The sequence below is a fragment of the Demequina sp. NBRC 110054 genome, assembly GCF_002090115.1.
GTDB lineage: Bacteria > Actinomycetota > Actinomycetes > Actinomycetales > Demequinaceae > Demequina.
The window spans coordinates 1,293,285-1,317,315 of sequence record NZ_BBRK01000004.1 but is presented as its reverse complement, the minus strand read 5'-3'; the positions used below and the strand labels follow the sequence as shown (position 1 = coordinate 1,317,315).

Below are 24,031 nucleotides of genomic sequence, written 5' to 3'. Positions count from 1 at the left end.
GCGCGAATGGTGTGTCCGTGGCGCCTCCGCGACCGGTCCGGGGGACCATTCGGACATACGGTCACAGGAGGTCACGATCAGGCCGCAACCAAGGTTGAGGATGTTGCGTACGTCACACCGTGTCGCGTACCTTGAGGGGGCGACAATCCGGGGGCCGCGAATCGTCGCAGCACCCCACAAGCAGTCTGAGGGGCACGACATGAAGTGGGCAGGACTCACCGCCACAGCGGTCACCGCGGCGGCGATGATCGCGGGAGCTCTCGCGGTTCCCGCTCTTGCGGCCGATGGCTCGGGCGTCACGATCGACGACTCCGGCATCACCCTGCCCGCGGGCGACACGTTCCTCGACGGCGGCACGATCGCCGTCTCCGGTTCGCAGGGCACCTACGGCTACACGTTCGATGCCGACTGCATCGACTCCGACTCCGGCTCGTGCGCGGGCGAGACCCACGAGCTCGCGCAGTACATCGGCGAGAGCTTCGTCCCATGGTCGGCGCTCGGCATCTCCGGCGACTTCTGCATCACGTGGGTGAACCTGTCGCTCTACGACGGCGCGATCTACACCGACACGACCGACTCGCGCTGCGTCGGCTCGGACGCCGTCGTCGGCACCGACCCCACGGGCGAGGTCCTCGCCACGGGTGACGAGGCTGCCACCGAGACCGCGACCGCCGCCACGGCCGCCGACGCCGAGCCGTCGTACACCGGCTGAGTCGTCCCACCCTAGCCGACCTTCGGGTCCGCCGTCACCGCGCGCTGTCGCGCACCAGGCACCGCACATCTCGCCTGGTAACTTCGCAATTCGGACATCGAAGCGGTTTTCGTTCACGATCTCAGAACTGATGTCAAGATTCGTGTGACAAATCCCACACCACAGGCTTAACCTTGCCTGGCACTGAATGCAGGAAGACGGTCCATCCCCGTGGCCGCCCTGCGCTGGGGGTAACTCAATAATGATCAACTGGTACGAACGAATCGCGGCTGTCGTAGGAGCCGCGGCACTCGCCGTCGCAGGCTTCGCGATCCCGGCTCTCGCCGGCGGCTCCGACAGCCCGACGCCTTACACCGTCAGCGCGGCTGGCATCACGCTGCCGTCCGGGGAGACGTTCTCGGACAACGGCCACATCAACATCAAGACGACCGAGGGCGACTTCGGCATCCACTTCGAGTCGAAGTGCATCGAGAAGGACGACGCCGAGTGCGCCGGCCTCAAGCACGAGATCGCGCAGTACATCGGGAAGAGCTACATCCCGTGGAGCGTCTTCGGGCTCAGCTCGACCGCGTGCGTGAGCTGGGTGCAACTCTCGCAGTACAACGAGCACTACGGCGAGGGCGGCCAGAGCCCCGTGTGCCTCACGGTCCAGGGCGGTTCGACGCCCGAGGAGTCCGAGTCGCCCACGGACGACGAGACGACGACCCCTCCCGCGGAGGAGACCACGCCTGCGGAGACCACCACCCCGCCGGCCGAGGAGACGACGCCTGCGTCGGAGCCCGACCCGACGACCACGTCCGCCGAGCCCGACCCGACGACCACGAGCGCCGAGCCGGACCCGACCACGACCACCACGTCCACCACCGAGGGCGAGGTGCTCTCGGAGGACGAGACCGCCACGCCGTCCCCCTCCGCGTCCGCGAGCGCGACCCCGGTCGCCGACGTGGTCGAGGAGTCCGGCACGGCCGCGGTCGCGGTGGTCGCCAACCCCAGCTACACGGGCTGACGCACCGCTTCACCCCGTCCGAACGGCCGGCGCCCCGCGAGGGACGCCGGCCGTTCGCGCGTTCGGGATCACTCCTCTATGTAGACGGGCGTGCCGAGCGGCAGCCCGATCTCCTCGGCCATCTCCGTGATCGCCGCATTGGGAAGCCGCAGGCAGCCGCTCGACACGACCCTGCCGAACGACGTCTCGTCGTTGGTCCCGTGGATGCCGATCACCGCGTCGCCGCCGTTGAAGGTCTCGAGCGTGGATTGGAAGCCCGACAGCCCGTACGCGTACGGCCCGTACGGCCCCGTCGGGTCCGGCACCCGGAGCAGCTCCTTGACGTAGTAGACGCCGCCGGGGGTCGGGCGGTCGTCGCGCCCCACGCCGATCTCCGTCGCGAGCACCGCCTCCGTGCCCTCGTAGACCGTGAGCGTGAACGCCGACAGGTCCACCGAGATCCAGTACTCGGTCAGCTGGATATCGACGTCGTCGGCGCGCACCCAGCCCGTCGATCCGTTGGGCCTCACGGGGAGGTAGACCTCGTACCAGGCGGCCGCATCGTCTCCCCCGGCGGCAGCCTCTCCGCTTTCGGCCGGCTCGACGTCGCTGACCAGCATCACGAGCGGCGTCTGGCCCGGCACCGTGAGCACGTCCTTTGACCTGAGCTCGAGCGCGACCTCGCCGTCGGGCTCGTCGTAGACGTCGATGTCCTCGCCATGCGCGACCGCGACCGTGCTGACGTGGGTGTCCACCTCGAGCCCGACGGCGGCATCGTCCGCAAGGTCGGCGCCCGCGGTCGCGACCACCGACGGGACCACGTCCGCCGCATCGTCCTGGGAGGAAGAGGCGACGGTCGCATCGTCCGTTCCTGACGCATCGTCCCCACCCGAGGAGCCGATCCCAGCGACGCCCCACAGCACCGCGATCATCATCCCCAGGACGGCCAGCAGGACGACGCCGACCACGAGCGGCGCGACGTAGCGCCACGGGAGCCTGCGCTCGGATGACTCGCCCATGCCCCCGGTCACCCCCCTGACGCCAGGTCAACTCTTCGCCATATATCAACAACGAGGCAAGATTGCAAGCATATATTGCAGATCTCACACGAACGGGCCTACTGTGAACGAAGAGGCCATCCAGGGGGACAGAGGGGTCGCCCGGACCTCTGCTGAGGTGAGTGAGTGCGATGAAGCACTGGAGGAAAATCGCGGCGGCGATGACGGTTGCCGCCATATCCACGATCGCATGGGGTGGAGCCGCCTACGCAGGCGACGACGAGGGTGAGGGCAAGACGCCCGAGCCGACCCCCGTGGTGATCCAGTCCGAGCACAAGGTGCAGATCTGTCACCGAACCAAGTCCGAGAGCAACCCGTACACCGAGAACTGGGTGGACTGGAGCTCCGTGGGAGGCGTCGTGAAATTCACCGCCGGCCACGAGGACCACGGGACGGACATCATCCCGCCCATCATGCAGGGCGGCGAGCAGATCTATGCAGGACTGAACTGGACGACCGAGAACCAGGCGATGTGGAGGAACGGCTGCAAGCCGGTCGACCCCACGCCCGAGCTCAAGATCGCCTACCCGAAGGATCCGAAGTTCACCGACGAGTGCAACCCGCCCGAGGTGGTGAACAACGTCGAGGTGAAGACCTTCCCGGCCAAGGGCGTCACCTATGAGACCAAGAAGATGGGAGACAAGGTCGAGGTCTGGGCATACGCCATGGAGGGATACATCTTCCAGGACCAGTCCACGGCCATGATGGTCGGCTCGTACACGGACTCGGGTGAGAGATGCCCGATGTACGTGATGCCCGCCGAGGTCACGCAGGTCAAGATGTGTGGCGTCGACGCCTACAACGACATGTTCAAGGTGGACGGACAGATGCTCGAGGCCGACGTGCCGATGCTGATCGACCACGTCTGGTACACGCTGACGATGGACGACGGCAAGTGGAAGGTGAGCTTCTCGCCCGAGGACGGCTACACGTTCAAGCACCCCGTGAAGTCGAAGGTGTTCCACGAGGAGAAGTTCCCGTGCCCGATCGAACCGGTGACCCCCACGAGGACCAAGGTCTGCGGGATCGGCGCAGCGAACGACATCATCAAGGTGGGCGACCAGACGCTGTACCTCGGCGACCCGGTGCTCATCAACCACGTCTGGTACAAGCTGACGTTCAACCACCAGATCCAGAAGTGGTTCGTGACGGCCACGCCGGCCTACGGCTACTACTTCGAGGATGACAGGGATCAGACAGAGGTCACCGGATTCTTCGAGGCTCGCTGGCACTGCCCCGTCGTCGCGACGGAGCCCACGTGGACCGACACGTGCGGCGCCGAGGCGAACACGACGGCAGCGATCGACGGAACACCGCTCGAGCCCGGGGTCCTCACCCCGATCGACGGCGTCTGGTACCGGCTGACCTACGACTCCGACGACATGGAGTGGACGGTCACCGCCTACGCACCGTACGGCTACGCGTTCTACCCGGACGGGCCGTTCCCGGTGTTCATGCTGACCTTCACCCACATGGAGGACTTCACCGACTGCATCGTCGAGGCGCCTGAGGTGCTGTATCTGCCGAAGTGCAACCCCGAGGGTGTGCTCACGAACGACCTGTTCCTGATGATGGTCGACGACGAGCCGATGGAGGTCATGGATGGCGACGTCATCGACGGCGTCATGTACTCCAAGGTCTTCGACGAGCCGACCGGCATGTGGACGCTCACAGGCACCGCGACCGAGGGCTACGCGCTCGGCGAGGGCACCTGGGAGTGGACAGGCACCGAGTACACGGGAGTGTGCCTCGGCACCACGCCGCTCACGACGCCGACGCTGACGATCGAGACCTCGTGCGAGGCCGGCTTCAGCCTGGACGCCGAATACGCCACCGTCCCCGAGGACACGGTCACGTTCGACGTGTACATCGGCGACGACATGCACTTCACGCTCGACGACGACACCGGGTTGGAGTCGTACATGTGGAGTGTCTCTGAGGGCCTTCCGACCACCGGTTACGACTGGACGGTCGAGGGCACCTACCAAGGCCAGACGGAGACCCTCGCCACCGGCACGCAGGACACCTGCGTCGAGCCGGAAGGTGGAGAGCTCGCCGGAGGCGAGACCAAGACGACGGAGCCAGTGACCACGACAACCAAGGTCCTGTCTGCCACGGCCGCCACGGCGGTCACCGCCACCCCGACCTACACGGGATGACACCACTGAAGCACTAGAGGACGGTCGGGCCGAGAGCCCTCTCGGCCCGGCCGTCACTTCCGGGGAGGCCGTCCGCGACAAGCCCCATCACCGGACCCCGCTGGACACGCCCCCATGCACTCGCCAGCGGGAGGGGCCGCGAGACGAACCCCCCGAAGCCGGCGCCGATCCGCCCGCCCAGAATTTGCGGGTCGGTGCCGGCTTCGCATGTCCGGGGCCTGGCGCCCTACTCCTCCTCGTCGATGTAGACCGGGGTGCCGAGCGGCAGGCCGATCTCCTCGACGATCTCGGTGATCGCGTCGTTGCTCATCCGGATGCAGCCGCTCGAGACGAACGATCCGAGCTTGTCCGGCTCGTTCGTGCCGTGGATGCCGATGATCGCCTCGCCGCCGTTGAAGTCGTCGAGGACCGGCTGGAAGCCCGAGAGCCCATACGCATACGGCCCGTAGACGCCCGTCGCATCGGGCACCGCGAGCAGCTCGCGAATGTAGTAGACGCCGCCCGGGGTCGGCCGGTCGTCGCGGCCCACGCCGATCTCGGTCGTGAACACCTCCTCGGTGCCGTTCCACACGCTGAGCTCGAAGTCCGCGACGGACACCTCGATCCAGAACGTCGTCGTGGCGACCTTCACGTCCTCGGCCCGCACCCAGCCGGTTGTCCCGTTGGGCCGCACCGGCAGGTAGACCTCGTACCAGTCCGTCGCCCGCGTCTTCACAAGGAAGGCGAGCGGGGTCGCGTCGGGGACGGTGAGGACCTCCTCCGCGTCGATGGTCTGCCTGACCTCGCCACCCGCCTCGCCGTACACGTCGATCGTCTGCTCCTGCGCGGTGACGATGTAGCTGACGTTGTTGTCCTCGTCCTCCTGCGACAGCGAGTAGGTGACGATGCCGGCCGCCGAGGCAGCCTCGGACGCGGCCTGGGAGGACAGGAACGACGAGTGCGACGCGCTGATCGCTTCCTGCGACGGCGCCGTGTAGCAGCCGGCGAGGGCCACGACGGCCGCGAGCGCGAGCAATCGCCTGGCAAGAGTGGACGTCCGCATGGTTGCTCCTCGCACGTGTATCTACCTCTGGATTGTATGCGCGCTTCGAAGCGTGTACCAGGAACGGAGCACGGATCTAGGATGAGGGGAGCGGCCCTGCGCGGGCGTCCCTTCGGGGTCGTCTGCGCGCGGGCCCCGCCGGGGAGGAGCGGACCATGGCGCGTGAGCGCGAGGACGATGCGGGGGCATCCAGCGCGGGCGACGTCGCGCCCGACATCTCTCCCGATCCGACCCCCGAGACCGGCGCGATCCCGACGCTCTCCTCCGGAGCGCCCACCGTCACGGCGACAGTCAGGCACACGCTCGTCGGGCTGCTCAACCCCGTCGCGATGCGCGGCATCGGCGCCGCGTTCGGCGGCGCGACGGTCCTGCTGCTGCACGACTTCGCACTCACCGCCCTCCAGGTGGTCCTCGGGGTCACGCTGTTCGGCTCGGCGATCCTCGACGTGATCTACGTCTTCACGGGGCGCCGCCGCTGGGGCAAGCACCGCAACCGCGCGTACGTGATGATCCGCGCGCTGCTCACGCTCACCTTCCTCGCGCTCGTCGGACTGATCCTCTATCTCAAGAACGCCCCCGAGCTCGAGGAGATCCCCTTCCCGGAGTACCCCGGCGTCTCGCTCACCGTGTACATCGCGGGGCTGTACATCCTCCTGCGCTCGGTGCTCGACATCGTCCACTCGGTCAACCCGCGCGCCACGGTCGCCTACCGCCCGCTGCGGATCGCCTCGGCCATCGTCGCGGCCGCACTCGCGGTGCTCGCGATCCAGCAGCCGCAGGCGACGATCGAGGGTCTGCTCGTGTTCATCGCGGTCGGCGTCCTGGTCCTCGGCGCACTCCTGATCGTGTGGGGGCTCAGGTACTCGGAGCACCCCGAGCGCACCACGATCGACCCCTACTCGACCACGATCGCCGAGGTGCTGTGGGACTGGATCCGCACCTCGGACATAGGCAAGGGACAGCGCGCGGAGCTGAGCGAGACCCTCTACTTCGAGGGCGACGATCGGCTGTCCAAGCTCGGCGCGTGGTGGGTGATGCTGTTCCTCTCGGTCGCGATCGCGACCTACGCGGTGCTCGCCGACTCGACCGCAGTCGTCATCGGCGCGATGCTCGTCGCCCCGCTCATGGTGCCGATCCTCGGTCTCGCCGGCGCGCTCGTCAACGGCTGGTCGCACCGCGCGGGCAACTCGGTGCTGCTGGTCGCCATGGGGGTCGGCGGGTCCATCCTGCTGTCGTACGGCCTCGCGTCGTGGGCCCCGGTCGCGGTCCGCTTCGACACCAACTCGCAGATCATCTCGCGCGTCGATCCGACCGCGCTCGACATGCTCATCGCGATCGCCGCGGGCGCCGCTGGCGCGTTCGCGACCGTCAACTCGCGCGTGGCCTCGGGCATCGCGGGCGTCGCGATCGCCGTCGCGCTCGTCCCGCCGCTCGCGGTGGTCGGCATCTCCCTGGCCAACAACCGCCCCGTCGACGCGGGCGGCGCGTTCCTGCTGTTCCTCACGAACTTCGTCGCGATCACGATCTCCGCCGCGCTCGTCTTCGTGCTCACGGGATTCGCGAGACACAAGATCCTCAAACGCAACCCGTGGGGCGTCGCCGCGACGGTCGCACCCTACGTCGCCCTCGCGGCCGTCGTCCTCGTGCCTCTCGCCTTCACCTCGGAGGGCGCGCTGTCGGCGACCGCGCAGTCGAAGGACGCGGAGAAGATCGTCACCGACTGGATCGGCGAGGACTCCGACCTGCTGATCCAGTCGATCACGATCGACGGCGGCGAGGTCACGGTGCTGCTGGTCGGCTCGGACGACGTCCCCGATCCCGAGCAGCTCCAGAAGGACCTCATGGTCGGCCTCAGGCGCACCGAGCTGTCCCTGATCGTAGGCGTCACCCCCGTCGAGGTGACCGTGCTGCCGACGGCGACCGCGTCGGTCCGCCAGCTGGAAGAGTAGGCGACCGCGGCATCGTCCCCGGCGCCCACCCGGGCGACTGCCGCATCGTCCCTCTCCCTGCACTCCGCACGGATTCCGGCCCGACACCCCGGCGACACGCCGGCTCCACCCCGCGACACGCTTGCGTGTCGCCCGCGAATCCGTGCGGAGTGCATGGGCGGGGGCGTGCGCAGAAGGCGACCTCCATAGCCGCAGGAACCTAGTGCTCCGGGCGCGATCTGTCCCTCGCGTGCGCCTCGAGGAACGCGTAGAGCTCGCCATCGTCGACGCCCGGGTACGTGCCCTGCGGCAGCGGCGAGAACGTGTGCGTGTGGACGCGCGGCGAGACCCACGCGTGGCCGACCCAGCGCTCGGCGACCGCCGCATCGGGCCTGCGGCAGCAGGAGAGATCGGGACACCTTGAGATCGTCCGCACCGTCGACTCGCGGCCGCGGAACCAGCGCGACTCCTTGTAGGGCACGCCGACGGTGATCGCGAACTCGTCCGCGCCCGTCGTGCCCGTCTGCGTCGCCTCGAAGAACGTGCCGCCGGGGGTGTCCGTGTACTGGTAGTACTCCGTGGTGCGGAAGCGGCGCGCGAAGGCCTGGCGCGCGCTCCACTCCCGGCACACGATCTGGCCCTCGGTCGCACCCGTCGCGTCCACCGGCAGCGGCAGCCCGTCATTCTCGTACGCCTTGACGATCGCGCCGTCGCCCGCGACGCGCAGCACGTGCAGCGGGATCCCGAGCTGCGAGGTCGCAAGATTGCTGAACCGCAGCGCCGCAGCCTCGTGCGTGACGCCGAACGCGTCGCGCAGGTCCTCGATCGCGATGTCGTGCTCGTCGCGCGCGCGGGTGAGGAAGGCCGTGGTCGCGGTGCGCGGCATGAGGCAGGCCGCCGCGTAGTAGCTCGCCTCCTGCCGCTGGCGCAGGAAGTCCCGGTAGTCCTCGGGCTCCTCGTGGCCGAGCCGCAGGTGCGCCATCGCCTGGAGCGCGAGCGAGCGCAGGCCGTGGCCGCCCGGGATCGACGCGAGCGGCGTGTAGATGCGGCCGTGCTCGAGGTCCAGGACGCAGCGCGCCGAGTGCGGGATGTCGTCGACGTGCACGATCTCGAGGCCCAGCCGCTCGGCCATGACCGACACGGTGCGGTGCGTGAGGGCGCCCGTCGTGTGCCCCGCGTCGCTCACGTCCTTCTCCGCGAGCTCCTCGATCTCGGGGAGGTAGTCGTCGAGGTCCTGCATGTGCAGGCGCTGGCGGGTGTTCGCGCGGCGCGCCTCCTCGGGCGTCGCGATCGCGAGGCGGTTGCGGCGCTCGATCTCGCGGTGCAGGCCGACGAGTGCGGTGAGCACATCGTCGGGGACGGTGCGCGGCGGCCGGACCTCGGGCAGCCCGAGCTCGCGGTACGTCTGGGTGCTCTGCGCGGCCTCGAGCTCAACTTCGAGCGCATCCCGCCGACTGGGAGGCGTGGGCTCGATGAGCTCCGCGACGGAGACGCCGAGCCGGCTTGCGATCGCGTCGAGCGCGGTGAGCCGCGGCTCGCGGTGGCCGTTCTCGATCAGCGACAGCTGGCTGGGCGCGATCCCCACCTCGGCGCCGAGCTGCGCGAGGGTCAGCCCGGCCTGCGTCCGCGCATGGCGGATGCGTCGGCCGAGAAAGTTGAGATCTGCCACTTCGTCACAGTATCGAAAGATCCGGCGAATTTCACAGACTTTTCCCCAGAATGGGAGAACTCCTTGTGCATACGCTGGCAACGCACCTTCGATTTTTCCCCGGATCTCGATGAGGAGTCCCCCATGACCGCCACGAGCGTCACCCGCACCGCCCCGGCCCACGTCCCGCCCGCGCTCGCTCAGTGGGTCGAGGAGATGGCCTCCCTGACCAGGCCCAACAGCATCGTCTGGTGCGACGGCTCCGACGAGGAGCGCCAGGGGCTGATCGACCGCATGATCGACGCGGGCACGCTCACGCGGCTGAACCCCGAGCTGCGCCCCAACTCGTACCTCGCACGCTCGAACCCGTCCGATGTGGCGCGCGTCGAGTCGCGCACCTTCATCTGCACGGACGAGGAGGACGGCGCGGGCCCCACGAACAACTGGGCGGACCCGGCTTCCATGAGGGAGACGCTGCACGGCCTGTTCGACGGGGCCATGAAGGGCCGCACGATGTACGTGATGCCGTTCGCGATGGGCCCCGTGGGCGGCGCCCTCACGCGCTACGGCGTGCAGGTCACCGACTCCCCCTACGTGGTCCTCAGCACCGGTGTGATGACCCGCATGGGCGCCGCGCCGCTCGCGCAGATCGCCGCCGGCGCCCCCTGGGTCCCCGCGGCCCACACCGTCGGCGCCCCGCTCGAGCCGGGCCAGGAGGACGTCGCCTGGCCGTGCAACGACACCAAGTACATCGTCCAGTTCCCCTCGACCCGCGAGATCTGGTCCTACGGCAGCGCGTACGGCGGCAACGCGATCCTCGCCAAGAAGGCCTTCGCGCTGCGCATCGCGACCGCGCTCGGCCACGACGAGGGCTGGCTCGCTGCGCACATGCTGCTCATGCGCGTGACCGACCCCGAGGGCCGTTCGCGTCACGTCGCCGCGGGCTTCCCGAGCGCGTGCGGCAAGACGAACTTCGCGATGATGCGTCCCGCGGTCGACGGCTGGAAGGTCGAGACGCTCGGCGACGACATCTCCTGGATCGGCCCCGACTCCGACGGCCGCCTGCGGGCCATCAACCCCGAGGCCGGCTTCTTCGGCGTCGCGCCCGGCACGTCGACGGACACGAACCCGGTCGCGATGGAGACCCTCGTGTCCGACACGGTCTTCACCAACGTCGCCCTCACGGACGACGGCGACGTGTGGTGGGAGGGCATGACAAAGGAGCCGCCCGCCCACCTCATCGACTGGCAGGGCAACGACTGGACGCCCGAGTCCGGCACCCCGGCCGCACACCCGAACGCGCGCTTCACCGTCGGCGCCCAGCACTGCCCCACGATCGCCGACAACTGGGACGACCCGGACGGCGTGGTCCTCGACGCGATCGTCTTCGGCGGACGCCGCAAGACGCAGATCCCGCTCGTGGCCCAGGCCTACGACTGGAAGCACGGAGTCCTCATGGGCGCCTCGCTCGCGTCCGAGCAGACCGCGGCCGCCGAGGGCCCGGTCGGCAAGCTGCGCCGAGACCCGCTCGCGATGCTCCCGTTCAGCGGGATCCACATGGCCGACCACTTCGCCGACTGGCTTCGCGTGGGAGGCCAGGCCCGGGACGTGCCCGCGGTGTTCCACGTCAACTGGTTCCGCCGGGACGCTGAAGGAAACATCCTGTGGCCGGGCTTCGGCGAGAACATCCGGGTGCTCAAGTGGGCGCTCGGCCGGCTCGACGGGTCCGCGACCGCGGAGCGGACACCGTTCGGATGGCTGCCCGGCGAGGGGGAGATCGACTACGCCGACGCAGGAGTCTCGGATGAGCAGTGGCGCCGCCTCATGGCGCTCGACGCGGAGGGTCTCGCCGAGGAGGCCGAGGACATGTCCGAGTACCTCGACGGCTTCGGCGACCGCGTGCCCGCGGAGCTGAGGAGCGCGCTGCACCTGCGGCAGCGCGCGCTCGACTCCGAGTCCTAAGACCGGATCGAGGCTCGCCCCTTCTTAGGAGCCTCGATCTCCACTCTTGGTCGCGATCGGCCCTTCCGGGGTTCGACACCGGTCGCGGCCGACCACCCCGATGGCCGGCGGCGGCCTCTCCTCCCCGCCGGCCTTCGGCGTGCCTGAGGGCGGGTCGTTCCGTCTGGGGTCGCTCGCGACGGAGCGGTCCGTCTCCTGTAGGCACCTCACGCCCGCCTGCGAGCCGCCTCTGTCTCCTGTAGGAGACTCATGCACCCCCGCGAGCCACTTTTGTCCCCTGAAGGAAACTCATGCACCCTGATCCGCTCGACCCTGGGACCCGCCACACGCGGCGTCGAGGCGGCTCGAGCGCAGGGCGCCCGCGCGGGGTCGCTCGCGGGGAGCGGGCCTGAGGCGCCTACAGGAGACATTCACGTGCGAAAAGAGGGCGTGAGGCGCCCACAGGAGACATTCACACGCGGAAGGGTGCATGAGGTTCCTCCAGGAGACACTCGCGTGCGAAAAGGGTGCATGAGGTTCCTCCAGGAGACACGGCAGATGAGACAGCGCCCAGCCCGTCCCCGACCACGCCCGTGTATCGCCCGCGCCTCCAGCAGGGCCACACGTCGCCCGCTCCCTCACCAGGGACGATGCCGCGAAGATGACACAACACCCAAAACACCAGGGATGATGCACTCGCCGCACGAGAGTGGTCGAGGCCCCGAACCCCAGGGCACGAGGTCCCGGCTCTGCGTCCCGGGACAGGCATACCCTCTGGTCAACCTCACCGACGAGCGACGCGACGGCGTCATGCGGGCCCGCTCCCGCATCGTCGGAGTCGCGCCGCACATTCAAGGACAAGGGCGACATGGGTACCTTCGCACGCAGCGCGATGACAACCGTCTACACCAAGGGCGTCAAGCCCGTGATCTTCAGCATGGCACCGGACAAGGTGCACGACGACATGATCACCCACGGCTCGTGGGCGCAGCGGATCACCCCCGCGATGGCCGCCGCCGAGGCGCTGTTCAAGCACGACGACCCCGCCCTCGTCACGCAGGCCTACGGCCTCACGCTGCGCAACCCGCTCGGGCTCGGCGCCGGCCTCGACAAGAACGTCGCGATCCCCGGCATCCTGCAGATGACCGGCTTCGGCTTCCTCACGTTCGGCTCCGTCACCTCGCGCGTGTGCCCCGGCAACCCGCGCCCGTGGTTCCACCGCCTCGTCGACCAGGAGTCCCTCGTCATCCACGTCGGCCTCGCCAACGGCGGCGTCGAGAAGGTCGCGGACCGCCTGCGCGAGCTCAAGGACCAGGGCAACCCGCACTACACGGCGCTGCCGTTCAAGATGTCGATCGCCCGCACCAACGACACCCACACGGGCGACGTCTACGAGGGCGTCGAGGACTACGTGAAGTCGGTCAAGGCCCTCAACGGCCTGAGCGAGCTGATCGAGCTCAACGTCTCGTGCCCCAACACGATGGTCGGCGAGGCGTTCACCTCGCCCGAGAACCTCGACACCCTGCTCACCGAGGTCGACAAGGTCGCGCCGAGCCAGCCGATCGTGCTCAAGATGCCGTCCGACAAGTCGTGGGAGCAGTTCCGCGAGCTCGTCGACGTCGCGCTCGACCACGACGTCCAGGGCCTCACGCTCACCAACCTGCGCAAGGACCGCGACGCGGTCACGATGGACCCCGCGATCAAGGGCAACCTCTCGGGCAAGCCGGTGCGCGAGATGAGCACCGACTTCGTGCGCCGTACCTACCTGCACGCGGGCGACAAGCTCACGCTCGCCGGCCTCGGCGGCGTCTTCTCCGGCCAGCACGCCTACGACAAGATCTGCGCGGGCGCGACGCTCGTCGAGCTCGTGTCCGGCCTCATGTTCAAGGGCCCCGCGGTCGTCGGCACGATCGCGAAGGAGCTCGTCGAGCTCGCTCAGGCGGACGGCTTCGAGAAGGTTCAGGACGCCGTCGGCTCCCGCGCCGACGTCGCGGTCGCGACGGACTGACGCGGTCGACACCTCAGCTTCACCCCGGGCCGCGCGGTCCACGTCCGCGGCTCGGGGTGATTTCATATCCCCGTGACTGTGAACCGCGCCGCGCTGCTCGACGACTTCTCGATAGAGGTGACCGCGCGCGACGGCGCGAGCCTCACCGAGGCCGCCGCGAACCTGCCCGCGGGCACGCGGGTCAACATCACAGCTCTCGGCACCGAGGACCCGACCGCGCGCCTTGCCCTCGCCGCGAGCGCGCACCGCGACGGGCTCACCCCCGTGCTTCACCTCGCCGCGCGCCGCGTCGCCTCCGAGCAGGAGCTGCGCAGCGAGCTCGGCGCGATCCAGGACCAGGGCACGTCCTCGCACGTGGTCGTGGTCGGCGGCGACCCGCGCAAGCCGGTCGGTCCGTACGACTCCGCGCTGTCCGTGCTGCGCACCGACCTCCTCGGCGAGCACGGGGTGCGCGAGGTCGGCGTCTCGGGCTACCCGGAGGGCCACCCGGACATCGACGATGCGACGCTCGCGCGGGCGCTGACCGCCAAGGTCGCGCTGCTCGAGGCCCAGGGCCTCGAGACGACGGTGATCACCCAGTTCTCGTTCGATGTCGACGCGGTCCTGGGCTGGGTCGAGCGCGTGCGCGACCTGGGCGTCGACTCACCGCTGAGGATCGGTGTGCCGGGGCCGACCTCGGTCAAGCGCCTGCTCGCGTTCGCCAAGCGGTGCGGTGTGACGACGGGCGCAGGCGTCGCGCGCAAGTACGGGCTGTCGCTAGGGAACCTGCTGGTCACGGCGGGGCCCGACGCGTTCGTCGACTCGCTGGGGGAACGGCTCGAGCCCGAGCGCCACGGCGACGTGCGGATCCATCTGTTCGCGTTCGGCGGGCCGACGTCGACCGCGGCCTGGGCGCGCGACTACCTCGCGGGCTGACGCGGACACTTCCTGACACAGACATTCCCGCGCGCACGGCGCGGCGCGCGCGACACGCCGCGCCCGCGCACCACGCGGTGTCAGAGACTGTCCACCCCAGGCACCACTCGAGCGCCGCGAGCGGCATGCACCCCACTCGCACCACCCGCGAAGCAATATGCCTCAAGGTTGACTGAGATATCTCGGTGGACCAAGATGGGGCGTTGTGAGCACCGCCGAGAACACCGCGCCCGCCGAAGGCCACCAGGGCCACGTGCCCGACCCCGCGGCCCCCGACACCCGCATCGTCGCGGAGGCCCCGGCCGCCCCCGCGCTGTGGCGCCGCGCCTTCGCCGAGTTCCTCGGCACCGCCCTGCTCGTCACCGTCGTGGTCGGCTCGGGCATCATGGCGCAGCAGCTCTCGGACGACGTCGGCCTCCAGCTGCTCCAGAACTCGATCGCCACGTTCTTCGGCCTCACCGTGCTGATCCTGCTGTTCCAGCAGGTCTCGGGCTCGCACTTCAACCCCGCCGTCACACTGGTCGAGCGGTTCGTCGGCGGGATGGACTCGTGGACCGACGCGGCCGCGTACATCGGCTCGCAGATCGTCGGCGGCCTCGCGGGCGCCGCCCTGGCCAACGCGATGTTCGACGTGCCCACCACCTGGTCCACGACCGACCGCGCGACAGGCCCACACCTACTCGCCGAGGTCGTCGCGACCGCGGGCCTCGTGCTGACGATCCTCGCGCTCGTGCGCACCGGCCGCGCCGCGATCGTCGCCCCGACCGTGGGCGCCTACATCGGCGCGGCCTACTGGTTCACGTCGTCGACGTCCTTCGCGAACCCCGCGGTGACGATCGGCCGCATGATCTCCGACACCTTCGCCGGCATCGCGCCCGCGTCGGTACTGCCGTTCATCGGCGCGCAGCTGATCGGCGCGGCGCTGGCCGTGGCCATCGCGGCGGCGATCTTCCCGCGCAGCGAGGCCTGACACCGCGCGCCGCCCCTACGCCCCCACAGCCCCGCCCCCCGAAATGGGGACTGCACAAAACGGACATACGTGTCACACTGGGATTCCGCTGCTGAGGGTAATCAGGGGGTAGAGATGAAGCTTCACGCATCCACGCTGGTAGCCGCAGGCATCGCGCCGCTCGTGCTCGTGCTGGCCCTCACGCTCGCCGTCATGACGTCGCTGGGCGGAGCCACCGGTTCGGGCGCCGACCTGCAGTACTCCTTCATGTGGGCGCTGCTCGCCGCGGGCGCGGTCGCGATGGCCGCCGCCGCGTGGGCCTGGGGCAGCGAGGCCGACCGCGCGCCGCGCAGGCTCGGACTCGGCTACACGTGGGCCGCCGCGCTCGGCATGGCGACCTTCATGGCGATGCAGTCGTACGTCCTCGCCTGAACCGCGCCGCGACCCGCAGACGAGCCGCACAAGGCGTGGCAGAGGCGCAGGCGAACCGGAACGCGACTAGTTCCGCCGCCCGAACATCGAGTGCCCCAGCGGCAACAGCGAGCCGAGCATGAGCAAGTTGCTGAGCGTCTCCCAGTTGCCGCGCACCATCGCGCCGGCAACGAGCATCGCGGCGAACATGATCCCCGACACGAGCCGCCGCGCCGTGTGCTCCGCGCGGCTCATGAGCTTCTCCATCTGCGGCACTGTCACCGCGAGCGAGCCGTCCTCGACCTTGCCGAGCGCCGCATCGATCCTGCGAGGCATGCGCCAGATCGCGCCGACCGAGTCGTACGCCTCGTTGCCGAAGTGACGCACCCACTCGATGCTCTCTCCGCGCAGCAGCCGCTGCGCGTACGGGTCCACGGAGTCCCACACGTTGAAGTTCGGATCCAGCGCGGTGCACACCCCTGAGGTGAGCGAGCCCGCGCGGATGATCAGCAGGTAGTCCTCGGGCATCTGGAACGGCATCTCGACCATGACGTCGCCGAACTCGAGCGCGAAGTCGCGCATGTCGCGCACATCGACCGCCCGCAGCTCCGCGAGGCTCATCCCCCCGAACCGCGAGAACGCCTTGGACACCGCCCGCTCGAGCTCCGCATCGTCCGCTCCGGGAAGGAGGACGCCCGCCTCGCGCATCGCCTCGACCATGCCGTGCCCGTCGCGCGAGACGACCGCGAGCACGAGCGAGCGCAGCCCCGCGCGCAGGCTCGGTGGGATCGTGCCCATCATCCCGAAGTCGACGAACGTGAGCTTCCAGCCCTGCCCCTCGCCCGGCGTGGGGGTGATGAAGAGGTTGCCGGGGTGCGGGTCGGCATGGAAGAAGCTGTGCTCGAAGAGCTGGTCGAGCATGACCGACGAGAACACGTGCGCGACCTTGCCGGGGTGGATCCCCGCGGCGCGCAGGCCGTCGAGATCGGTGATCTTGATCGCCGCGACGTTCTCGAGCGTCAGCACCTGGCGCGACGTGCGCTCCCACACGACCTCGGGCACGCGCACGCGGTCGTCGTCGGCGAACATGTCGCGGAAGCGCTCGCAGTTGCCGGCCTCGTGCAGGTAGTCGATCTCCTCGAGGCTCGAGCGCGCGAACTCCTCGACCAGGCCGGGCATGTCCACGCGGCTCGAGACGACGCGCAGCCGCGCGAGCCACCGCCCGACCCGACGCAGGGCGGCAAGGTCCACCGCGACGACGGCGGCGATGCCCGGCCGCTGGACCTTGATGATGACGTCCGTGTACCCGGCCCGCGCCGCATCGTCCCTGGCCAGTCGGGCCCGGTAGGCCTGGCCGAGCGAGGCCGCGGCGACCGGCTCCTCGTCGACCCACGCGTAGACGCGTTCGAGCGGAAGGCCGAGCTCCGCCTCCGCGAGCGCGCGGATCTGGTCGAAGGGCGCGGCGGGCACCTCGTCCTGAAGCCCCTCGAGCTCCTTGGTGATCTCGGGCGGCAGCACGTCCAGGCGGGAGGAGAGGAACTGGCCGAGCTTGATGTGCAGGCCGCCCAGGTCGACCGCGAGCAGGCGGAACTTGCGAGCGAGCGAGTGCAGCCGGCGGTCGCGCGAGGCGTCCGCGACCTTGCGCAGGCCGATGTGCGGCAGCAGGAACTCGTACCACCACATCGTCGCGAACTGCCGCGCCGCGAACCGCATGATCCGGCGGTAGCGGGCGCGATCCAGGGCTGCGTCGGGCATCGACTCTCCTTGTCCCGACGCCGCCGACGGCGTTCCGCCGGTCGCGCGCAAGGCTCTCCTCGATCCTACGTCCGGGGGCCCCGGAGAATTCCCGGAACAGGGACGATGCGCGGGCTGGCCGGGTCCGACCACCGGGCCCGGCGGCGGGGCCGGGCCGCGAGAGCCGGCGGCCCCACGGACCTGCGGTTGCGCCCTGGAATCGCACCGCGCCTGGGAATGGGGCGCTTCTCAGGCGTGGTGCGATGCCAGCGCGCAGATCCGGCGGCGGGCGCGCGCCGACGCACACACCGGGCCCGCCGGCGCCTGCCGCGGGAGGTCAGTCCTTCGCGAGGATCGAGTAGATCTTGCGGCGCGCCTCGTTGAGGACGTCCGCGACCTCCTGCTGCTGCTCAGGCGTGCCCACGCGGGCGGCCTGCGTCGCGGCCTGCGCGAGCTCGGCGCCCGCCTTCGGCACCGGACCCATGTGCAGGCTCTCGGTCCACGAGGTGGCGCCGTCAGACTCCCACGGCACGGTGCCCGAGGAGTCCGCCGCGGCCTCCGCGCCCTCATCGGTGAGGGAGTAGATCTTGCGATCCTCCTTGGTCTCGACCGTGACGAGGCCCTCGTCGGCGAGCATCTGGAGCGTCGGGTAGACCGAGCCGGGGCTCGGCTTCCAGGCGCCGTCGGTGCGCGACTCGATCTCGCGGATGATCTGGTAGCCGTGCATCGGCTGCTCGGCGAGGAGCGCGAGCACCGCGGAACGGACGTCGCCGCGACCCATGCGGGGGGCGACCTTCCTGTCGAACTCGGACTTGATCTGGTTCACCGCGTCGCGGAACGCGTCGGCCGCGTCGTCGGCGCTGAAGCGGGAACCGCGGGGACGGTACTGGGCACTCATGGCAACCTCCTGAGGACTATCGCTCCGACTGTGAACGATATATCGCCAGTGTCGCTCATGGCCGTCAGAACCGCAACAGCCCACCCCTGGGGGAACGCACGCTGTCCGCGCCGCTCAGTCCGGGTACTCGCATTCCGTGCCCTCGGCGGGCAGCTTGCCGTCAAGGAGGAAGGCGTCCACGGCCGCGTCAAGGCAGTGCGTCGACCACCCGTACGCGGTGTGCTGGTCGCCGATGAACGTGAGGAGCACCGCGTTGCCGAGCTCGGCGGTGAGCCACTTCGAGCCCTCGTACGGCGTGGCGGGATCGCCCGTGGTCCCGACCACGAGGATCGGGTTCGCGTCGTCGGGGTAGTCGATCGCGTCGACGGCCTCGTGCGCCAACCAGGGCCAGGAGTCGCACGACGCGCCGGTGGCCGAGGCGAGGCCGAAGGCCGGGGAGAGCTCGACGAGCTCCGCCTCGAGCGCGCGCTGGTCGGCGAGGGTCCACTCCTCGCCCGTCGCACTGTCCAGGCACATGATGGCGAGGTTCGCCACGGACTGATTCGAGGCGTACAGCCCCGAGTACGGGTCGCGGCTCAGGTACCCGTTCCCCTCCTGATAGAGCGTCGTCGCCGTCCCGTGGTCGACGATCTCCCGGAGCGAGTCGAGCAGCGTGGGCCAGCCGGAGTCGTCGTACAGATCCCAGATGACGCCCGCCTCTGCCAGCGTGCCGTTGACCCTGACGCCGTCGATGGACGTGGGGAAGCCGGTCTCGGTCGCCCACTCCAGGATGTACGCGATCTGCTCCCTGGCGAGGTCGGGTTCGGTGGACAGCGGACAGTCTCCCGTGCGCTCGCAGTAGTCGAGGAACGCGAGGAAGACCTGGTCGAATCCCGCGACCTGCGACTCCACCTGCTCCTCCATCGAGGCGAGGAAGTCATAGGCACCATCCAGCACAACGCGACCCACTCGCTCCGGGTACAGCACCGCGTAGGTCGCACCGAGGCGCGTGCCGTAGCTGTAGCCGACGTAGTTGAGCTGCTGGTCGCCGAGAGCTTCGCGCAGGGCCTCCATGTCGCGCGCGGCGGACACGGTGTCGACGTTCTCGATCAGCGCGCCGGTTCCCTCCTCACACCCCTCAGCGAACGTCGACATGAGCGCGGACGCCGCGTCGAGGTCCTCCTGTGTCGCGGCCGGGATGTCAGCGGCGAAGACCGCGTCGAGCGTCGCGGCGTCCCCGCAGTCGACCGCGGTCGACTCCCCGACACCTCGCGGGTCGAATGCGACGATGTCGTAGGCCGCGAGGACCTCGCTGCTCATCGCGCGCGTGAAGTAGCCCAGGAACTCGAGCCCCGAGACCCCGGGGCCGCCCGGATTGATGAGCAGCGACCCGATCCGTGCCTCCTGGTCCCCCGCGGGAAGGCGCTTGAGCGCGATCTCGATCGTCTCGCCGTCGGGTGAGGCCCAGTCGAGCGGGACCGTCAGGGTCCCGCAGTCGTAGAGCCCGCACGAGTACCAGGCGATGGCTTCCACGGAGGCCGCCTCGGCCGAGCCGGACGGCTGCTGGGAGGCGACCGCCTCGTGTGATTCGGACAGCACCGGGGATGGCGATGGCTCCGGGTCGCTCGCGGTGCACGCGGCGACGAGAAGGGGTACTGCGACGAGCGCTGCCACGGCGCTCCGACGGGCCATGGCACCACGGTAGGCCGAATCTCTCCAAGCCGTGAGAATGAGGCCAAGGCAACTAGTCACCCGGTGGCGTCCGGGGGCGATGTGAGAGCAAGGTCGTCCGTCCGCACCCCGGGACGATGCCGGGGCGGGGACCGCGTCAGACCGCCGCCGGCTGGCCTATCGCTGCGCGCACCTGGGGCAGCACCTCGGTCGCGAGCAGCTCGATCGACCTGAGCGTCTCCTTCTGGCCGATCCCGCCGAGCCCCACCTGCGCGAGGAAGCGCGAGTGGCCGAGCACCTCGTGCTCCCACAGGATCTTGTCGACGGCCTCCGCGGGGCTGCCCGCGAACAGCGCGCCGTGCGGACCGGCCCACGCGTCGAAGCCCGCCCGGTCGAGCCGACCGGCGCGCGGCATGTTCTGGGCGATATAGCCCGCGTAGTGCGGATAGAAAGCATCGCGAGCGCCCTGCGAGGTGGGCTCGATGTAGAAGTGCGAGGTCACGCCGATGCGGTTCGGCTCGGTCCCCGCCTCGGCCGCGGCGCGGCGGTAGAGGTCGGCGAGCGGCTTGAAGCGCGCGGGCTCGCCGAGGATCGCGAGGTACAGCGGCAGGCCGAGCACGCCCCCGCGCACCACCGACTGCGGGGTGCCGCCGACGGCGAGCCACACGGGCAGCTCGTCCTGGAGCGGGCGCGGCCACACGCCGGCCGCGTCGAGCGCGGGCCGGGTCGAGCCCGACCACGTCACGGGGTTCTGCGCGCGGATCTTCAGCAGCAGGTCCAGGCGGTCCTCGAAGAACTCGTCGTAGCGCTCGAGCTCCTGGCCGAACAGCGGGAAGGACTCGATGTACGCGCCGCGGCCCGCGGTGATCTCCGCGCGCCCGCCGGAAAGCTGGTCGAGCGTCGCGAAGTCCTCGTGGATCCGGACGGGATCGGAGCTCGACAGCACGGTCACCGTGCTCGTCAGCCGGATCCGCTCGGTCTGGGCGGCCGCCGCGGCGAGCACCACCTGCGGCGACGAGACCGCGAAGTCCTCGCGGTGATGCTCGCCGACGCCGAACACGTCGAGCCCGGCCTGGTCGGCCACGCGCGCCCACTCGAGGATGTCGGACAGCCGCTGCGCGGGCGCGATGGGCTTGCCGTGCGCGTCGCGCGTGAGCTCTCCGAACGTGAAGATGCCGATCTCGAACGGGGACGCGGCGGCGCTCATCGGGCCCCGCCCTCCGAGCCTGCAGCCGCCACTGCCTCCGCGAGCGCGGGGACGCCCGCGAGGAACGCGCGCACGTCGGCGAGCTCCGCGGCGTTGATCCCGTGCGCGAGCCCGGGGTAGACCCGCTCGGTCAGCGCGGCGTGCGCGGGGAGGAACTCGCCCGTGCGCACCACGGCGTCGGGCGCGATGACCAGGTCCTCGGCGCCGCGACCCCAGAACACGGGGCGCGGGTCGGCGGCGAGCGCCTCATCCCCCGCCTGCGGGTGGCCGAGCGTGAAGCCGCCCAGGACGACGGCCGCGGGCACCCGGTCGGGGCGCGAGCGCAGCAGCTGGCTCGCCATGAGCCCTCCCTGGGAGAAGCCGACGGGGACGACGGGAGTGGCGGCGCCGAGGTTCGCGTCCACCCACTCCCAGATCGCCTCGGTCGCGTCCTCGACGGGCGCGGCGTCGGGGTTGCCGGGCTTCGTGATCGGGAACCAGGCGGCGCCGCCGCCCACGGGGTGCGGCGCGCGCAGCGACGCCCACGGGGCCGTCAGCCCCAGGTGAGGGACGATGCCGGGCAGGTCCCGCTCCTGCGAGCCGAACCCGTGAAGGAGGAGGACGACGGGAGACGCGGCTGACGCATCGTCCGGGTGGGCGGGGAAGCCCTCCGAGCGCAGGTCGTGGACGATGCGGGTCATCGGGCCAGCACCTCGTCGGTCGTGGCGTCGGGCAGCGAGAGCGTGACCTGCGTGCCCCACGGGTCCTTGACCTGGACCGAGCGGCCGTCGGCATCGAAGTCGATGCGGCGGTCGCGCAAGCGGACCGCGAGCGCGTCGAGGTCCTCGCGGGTCGGGAGCGTGATCGAGACGTCGCCGAGACCCAGGCTCGCGGCGCGCGGGCCGGCGCCGCGGGAGTTCCAGACGTTCATCGCGACGTGGTGGTGGTAGCCGCCGGCCGAGGCGAACAGCGCGCCCGGGTAGTCCGCCTGCGTGGTCTCGAAGCCGAGCGCGTCGACGTAGAACTGCTTGGCCGCCGCGACGTCGCCGACCTGGAGGTGGACGTGGCCGACCTTGCCCGCGAGCGAGGGACCCGCGTTGAGGGCGTCCTCGGTCAGGTGGCTCTGGAGGTACGCGTTGGGGTCCAGGAACAGGGTGTCCATCGCGATCGAGTTCCCGTTCCGGGTCCACGTGTCGCGCGGGCGGTCCATGTACAGCTCGACGCCATTGCCCTCGGGGTCGGTGAAGTAGAAGGCCTCGCTCACGAGGTGGTCCGCGGAGCCCGAGAAGCGGCCGCGGCTGTCGCGCGCGGCGCGGAAGACGGTCGCCGAGAGGCTCTCCTGCGTGTCGAACAGGAAGGCGGTGTGGAACAGGCCGGCCTGGCGCGGGTCGACACCGGGAAGGCCGGGCGTGCCGATCATGCGGACCAGCGGGGTGGCGCCGCGGCCGAGCACGCGGTGCACCTCGTTGCCGCGCGCGACCTCCTCGAGGGGCTCCATCGCGAAGGCCTTCGCGTAGTAGTCGGACATGTTCTCGAGGTCGCCCACGCGGAGGGTGACGGCGCCCATCGTGGTGTCGGCGCTGAGGATCTGGTCGTTGACGGTGGCGTTCATGGTGAGACTCCTTCCGGACGCCCTCGCGTCCTGCTGATCCTCACCATAGACCAGTTTAGTTGTAGATACAAGTATCTAGCCGCAAGGCCGCCGAAGCACGAAGGAACCGCCCCGTGGGCTACCGATCGTTGAGCGCGACCAGACCGTCGTGGTCGCCGTGGACCTCGAGCCCCGCGGCCTCGCCCGTGCCCTCGAACAGCCGCCGACCGTCGGGGCTGTCGAGCTCGACATGGATGCGCGCGTCGAGGGTCTCCTCGACGCGGCGATGCATCTTCACGCGCGCGGGCGCGTGCAGCAGCCCCCCTCGGTGCCGCTCGGCCCTGAGGCGCAGCCGCGCCCCCGACCTGGCGCGCATCGTCCACCTGACCTCCGCATCGTCCACGTCGAGGACCTCCGTGGAGGCCCCCGTGTAGGTCGCGAAGCGGTGCAGCTCGCCGCCGTCGGAGCCCGGGATCCGCAGGCCGACGATGAATCCGCGGAACGAGGACCTCCCCCATGGGATGGTCGCGATCGAGGCCGACACGCACGCCTCGGTGCCCGCGAAGTGGTTCGACTGCATCCACACGTATGCGGACGGGAAGGACCTCCCCCAGTCCTTCTCCAGGTAGCCGCGCCCGCCCGTGAAGTCGAGCTCGCGGTCGCCGAGCGTGAGGATGCCGTCGAGGTCGTGGCCGAACGAGACGAGCCCGTGATAGCACTCCATCACCGGCACCCAGCCGTAGGGGCCCATCACGCCGGGCGACCTCCACGTGACCGGCCAGGGGTCCAGCGGCCCGAAGGTCACGTCTCCGTCCAGCGCCGGGCCCCGGAGGCCGACGTGGATGCCGCGAGAGGAGAAGCGGCTCGCCCCGACGGAGACGTCGAACGCGCGCGGGTCGGCCACGAAGTCGACCACAGGGAAGGACTCGAACCACGACTCGCCCGTCACGCCGTCGAGCACCTGCACGAAGGCCTCGTCGGCCTCCGACGTCCCTCCGCGGAAGATCCCGGGGATGAGGGCGAGGCGACGGCTCAGATCGGCCGAGATGAGCTTGACGTACCAGCCCTCGAAGTAGGCGAAGTCGCCTTGATAGTGGCCGTGATAGCCGGCCGGGTGGCGGGTCGCTGCGAGCGTGCGAGCGGCGCGCGTCACCGAGCGGGACGCCTGCGCCATTGCGGGGACTACGCGCATGTTCCAGGGTAACCCAGGCACTTC

Annotated in this window: 19 protein-coding genes; 9 read left to right on the top strand and 10 right to left on the bottom strand. The window is 70.0% G+C overall.

Annotation, left to right across the window (positions count from 1 at the left end; genetic code table 11):
- Positions 1-199: 199 nt before the first annotated feature.
- Together B7K23_RS06040 and B7K23_RS06035 are read left to right on the top strand one after the other, a co-directional pair.
- Positions 200-712 carry a hypothetical protein gene (locus B7K23_RS06040; RefSeq protein WP_084125457.1) on the top strand — a complete coding sequence of 171 codons (513 nt, stop codon included), beginning with the start codon at positions 200-202 and terminating at the stop codon, positions 710-712.
- 241 nt (positions 713-953) lie between these two features.
- Positions 954-1,718 carry a hypothetical protein gene (locus B7K23_RS06035; RefSeq protein WP_084125456.1) on the top strand — a complete coding sequence of 255 codons (765 nt, stop codon included), beginning with the start codon at positions 954-956 and terminating at the stop codon, positions 1,716-1,718.
- 68 nt (positions 1,719-1,786) lie between these two features.
- On the opposite strand, the gene B7K23_RS06030 is transcribed toward B7K23_RS06035, so the two are convergent.
- Positions 1,787-2,716, bottom strand: a complete 930-nt coding sequence (locus B7K23_RS06030) for a L,D-transpeptidase (protein ID WP_143338117.1) — start codon at positions 2,714-2,716, stop codon at positions 1,787-1,789.
- Between the two features lie 200 nt (positions 2,717-2,916).
- Here B7K23_RS06030 and B7K23_RS06025 point away from each other — a divergent pair, with 200 nt between their 5' ends.
- Positions 2,917-4,914 carry a hypothetical protein gene (locus tag B7K23_RS06025; protein WP_084125455.1) on the top strand — a complete coding sequence of 666 codons (1,998 nt, stop codon included), beginning with the start codon at positions 2,917-2,919 and terminating at the stop codon, positions 4,912-4,914.
- A 226-nt stretch (positions 4,915-5,140) separates the two neighbouring features.
- On the opposite strand, the gene B7K23_RS06020 is transcribed toward B7K23_RS06025, so the two are convergent.
- Positions 5,141-5,956, bottom strand: a complete 816-nt coding sequence (locus B7K23_RS06020) for a L,D-transpeptidase (RefSeq protein ID WP_084125454.1) — start codon at positions 5,954-5,956, stop codon at positions 5,141-5,143.
- A gap of 155 nt (positions 5,957-6,111) precedes the next feature.
- On the opposite strand from B7K23_RS06020, the gene B7K23_RS06015 reads away from it, so the two are divergent.
- Positions 6,112-7,905 carry a DUF389 domain-containing protein gene (locus B7K23_RS06015; RefSeq protein WP_084125453.1) on the top strand — a complete coding sequence of 598 codons (1,794 nt, stop codon included), beginning with the start codon at positions 6,112-6,114 and terminating at the stop codon, positions 7,903-7,905.
- Positions 7,906-8,104: 199 nt separating this feature from the next.
- Here the strand turns inward: B7K23_RS06015 and B7K23_RS06010 are convergent, their stop codons facing one another.
- Positions 8,105-9,553 (bottom strand): helix-turn-helix domain-containing protein, encoded by a 1,449-nt coding sequence (locus B7K23_RS06010; RefSeq protein WP_084125452.1) that lies wholly within the window; start codon positions 9,551-9,553, stop codon positions 8,105-8,107.
- Positions 9,554-9,676: 123 nt separating this feature from the next.
- Between B7K23_RS06010 and B7K23_RS06005 the strand changes: the two genes are divergently transcribed.
- From B7K23_RS06005 to B7K23_RS05985, 5 genes are all read left to right on the top strand, one after another.
- Positions 9,677-11,494 (top strand): phosphoenolpyruvate carboxykinase (GTP), encoded by a 1,818-nt coding sequence (locus B7K23_RS06005; RefSeq protein WP_084125451.1) that lies wholly within the window; start codon positions 9,677-9,679, stop codon positions 11,492-11,494.
- Positions 11,495-12,341: 847 nt separating this feature from the next.
- Positions 12,342-13,481 (top strand): quinone-dependent dihydroorotate dehydrogenase, encoded by a 1,140-nt coding sequence (locus tag B7K23_RS06000; RefSeq protein WP_084125450.1) that lies wholly within the window; start codon positions 12,342-12,344, stop codon positions 13,479-13,481.
- Positions 13,482-13,553: 72 nt separating this feature from the next.
- Positions 13,554-14,396 carry a methylenetetrahydrofolate reductase gene (locus B7K23_RS05995; RefSeq protein ID WP_234996433.1) on the top strand — a complete coding sequence of 281 codons (843 nt, stop codon included), beginning with the start codon at positions 13,554-13,556 and terminating at the stop codon, positions 14,394-14,396.
- Between the two features lie 283 nt (positions 14,397-14,679).
- Positions 14,680-15,366 (top strand): aquaporin, encoded by a 687-nt coding sequence (locus tag B7K23_RS05990; RefSeq protein WP_234996472.1) that lies wholly within the window; start codon positions 14,680-14,682, stop codon positions 15,364-15,366.
- A gap of 114 nt (positions 15,367-15,480) precedes the next feature.
- Positions 15,481-15,777 (top strand): hypothetical protein, encoded by a 297-nt coding sequence (locus B7K23_RS05985; RefSeq protein ID WP_084125447.1) that lies wholly within the window; start codon positions 15,481-15,483, stop codon positions 15,775-15,777.
- Positions 15,778-15,843: 66 nt separating this feature from the next.
- Here B7K23_RS05985 and B7K23_RS05980 read toward each other — a convergent pair whose 3' ends face one another.
- The 7 genes from B7K23_RS05980 to B7K23_RS05950 all read right to left on the bottom strand — a co-directional run bounded on the left by B7K23_RS05980 (position 15,844) and on the right by B7K23_RS05950 (position 24,007).
- Positions 15,844-17,511, bottom strand: coding sequence for an AarF/ABC1/UbiB kinase family protein (locus tag B7K23_RS05980; RefSeq protein WP_084125446.1), 1,668 nt, complete (start codon positions 17,509-17,511; stop codon positions 15,844-15,846).
- Positions 17,512-17,827: 316 nt separating this feature from the next.
- Positions 17,828-18,388, bottom strand: coding sequence for a PadR family transcriptional regulator (locus B7K23_RS05975; protein ID WP_084125445.1), 561 nt, complete (start codon positions 18,386-18,388; stop codon positions 17,828-17,830).
- Positions 18,389-18,502: 114 nt separating this feature from the next.
- Positions 18,503-20,059 carry an alpha/beta hydrolase gene (locus tag B7K23_RS05970; protein WP_084125444.1) on the bottom strand — a complete coding sequence of 519 codons (1,557 nt, stop codon included), beginning with the start codon at positions 20,057-20,059 and terminating at the stop codon, positions 18,503-18,505.
- Between the two features lie 136 nt (positions 20,060-20,195).
- The gene (locus B7K23_RS05965; protein ID WP_084125443.1) at positions 20,196-21,245 is read right to left on the bottom strand and encodes an LLM class flavin-dependent oxidoreductase; all 1,050 of its coding nucleotides are present in this window, start codon (positions 21,243-21,245) and stop codon (positions 20,196-20,198) included.
- Entirely contained in the window at positions 21,242-21,925 is a 684-nt protein-coding gene (locus B7K23_RS05960; RefSeq protein WP_084125442.1) for an alpha/beta hydrolase, read from the bottom strand. Before B7K23_RS05960 ends, B7K23_RS05965 begins: the two co-directional genes overlap by 4 nt.
- Positions 21,922-22,836 (bottom strand): VOC family protein, encoded by a 915-nt coding sequence (locus tag B7K23_RS05955; RefSeq protein ID WP_084125441.1) that lies wholly within the window; start codon positions 22,834-22,836, stop codon positions 21,922-21,924. Before B7K23_RS05955 ends, B7K23_RS05960 begins: the two co-directional genes overlap by 4 nt.
- Before the next feature lie 118 nt (positions 22,837-22,954).
- Positions 22,955-24,007 carry a tocopherol cyclase family protein gene (locus B7K23_RS05950; protein ID WP_143338116.1) on the bottom strand — a complete coding sequence of 351 codons (1,053 nt, stop codon included), beginning with the start codon at positions 24,005-24,007 and terminating at the stop codon, positions 22,955-22,957.
- Between the last annotated feature and the right edge of the window lie 24 nt (positions 24,008-24,031).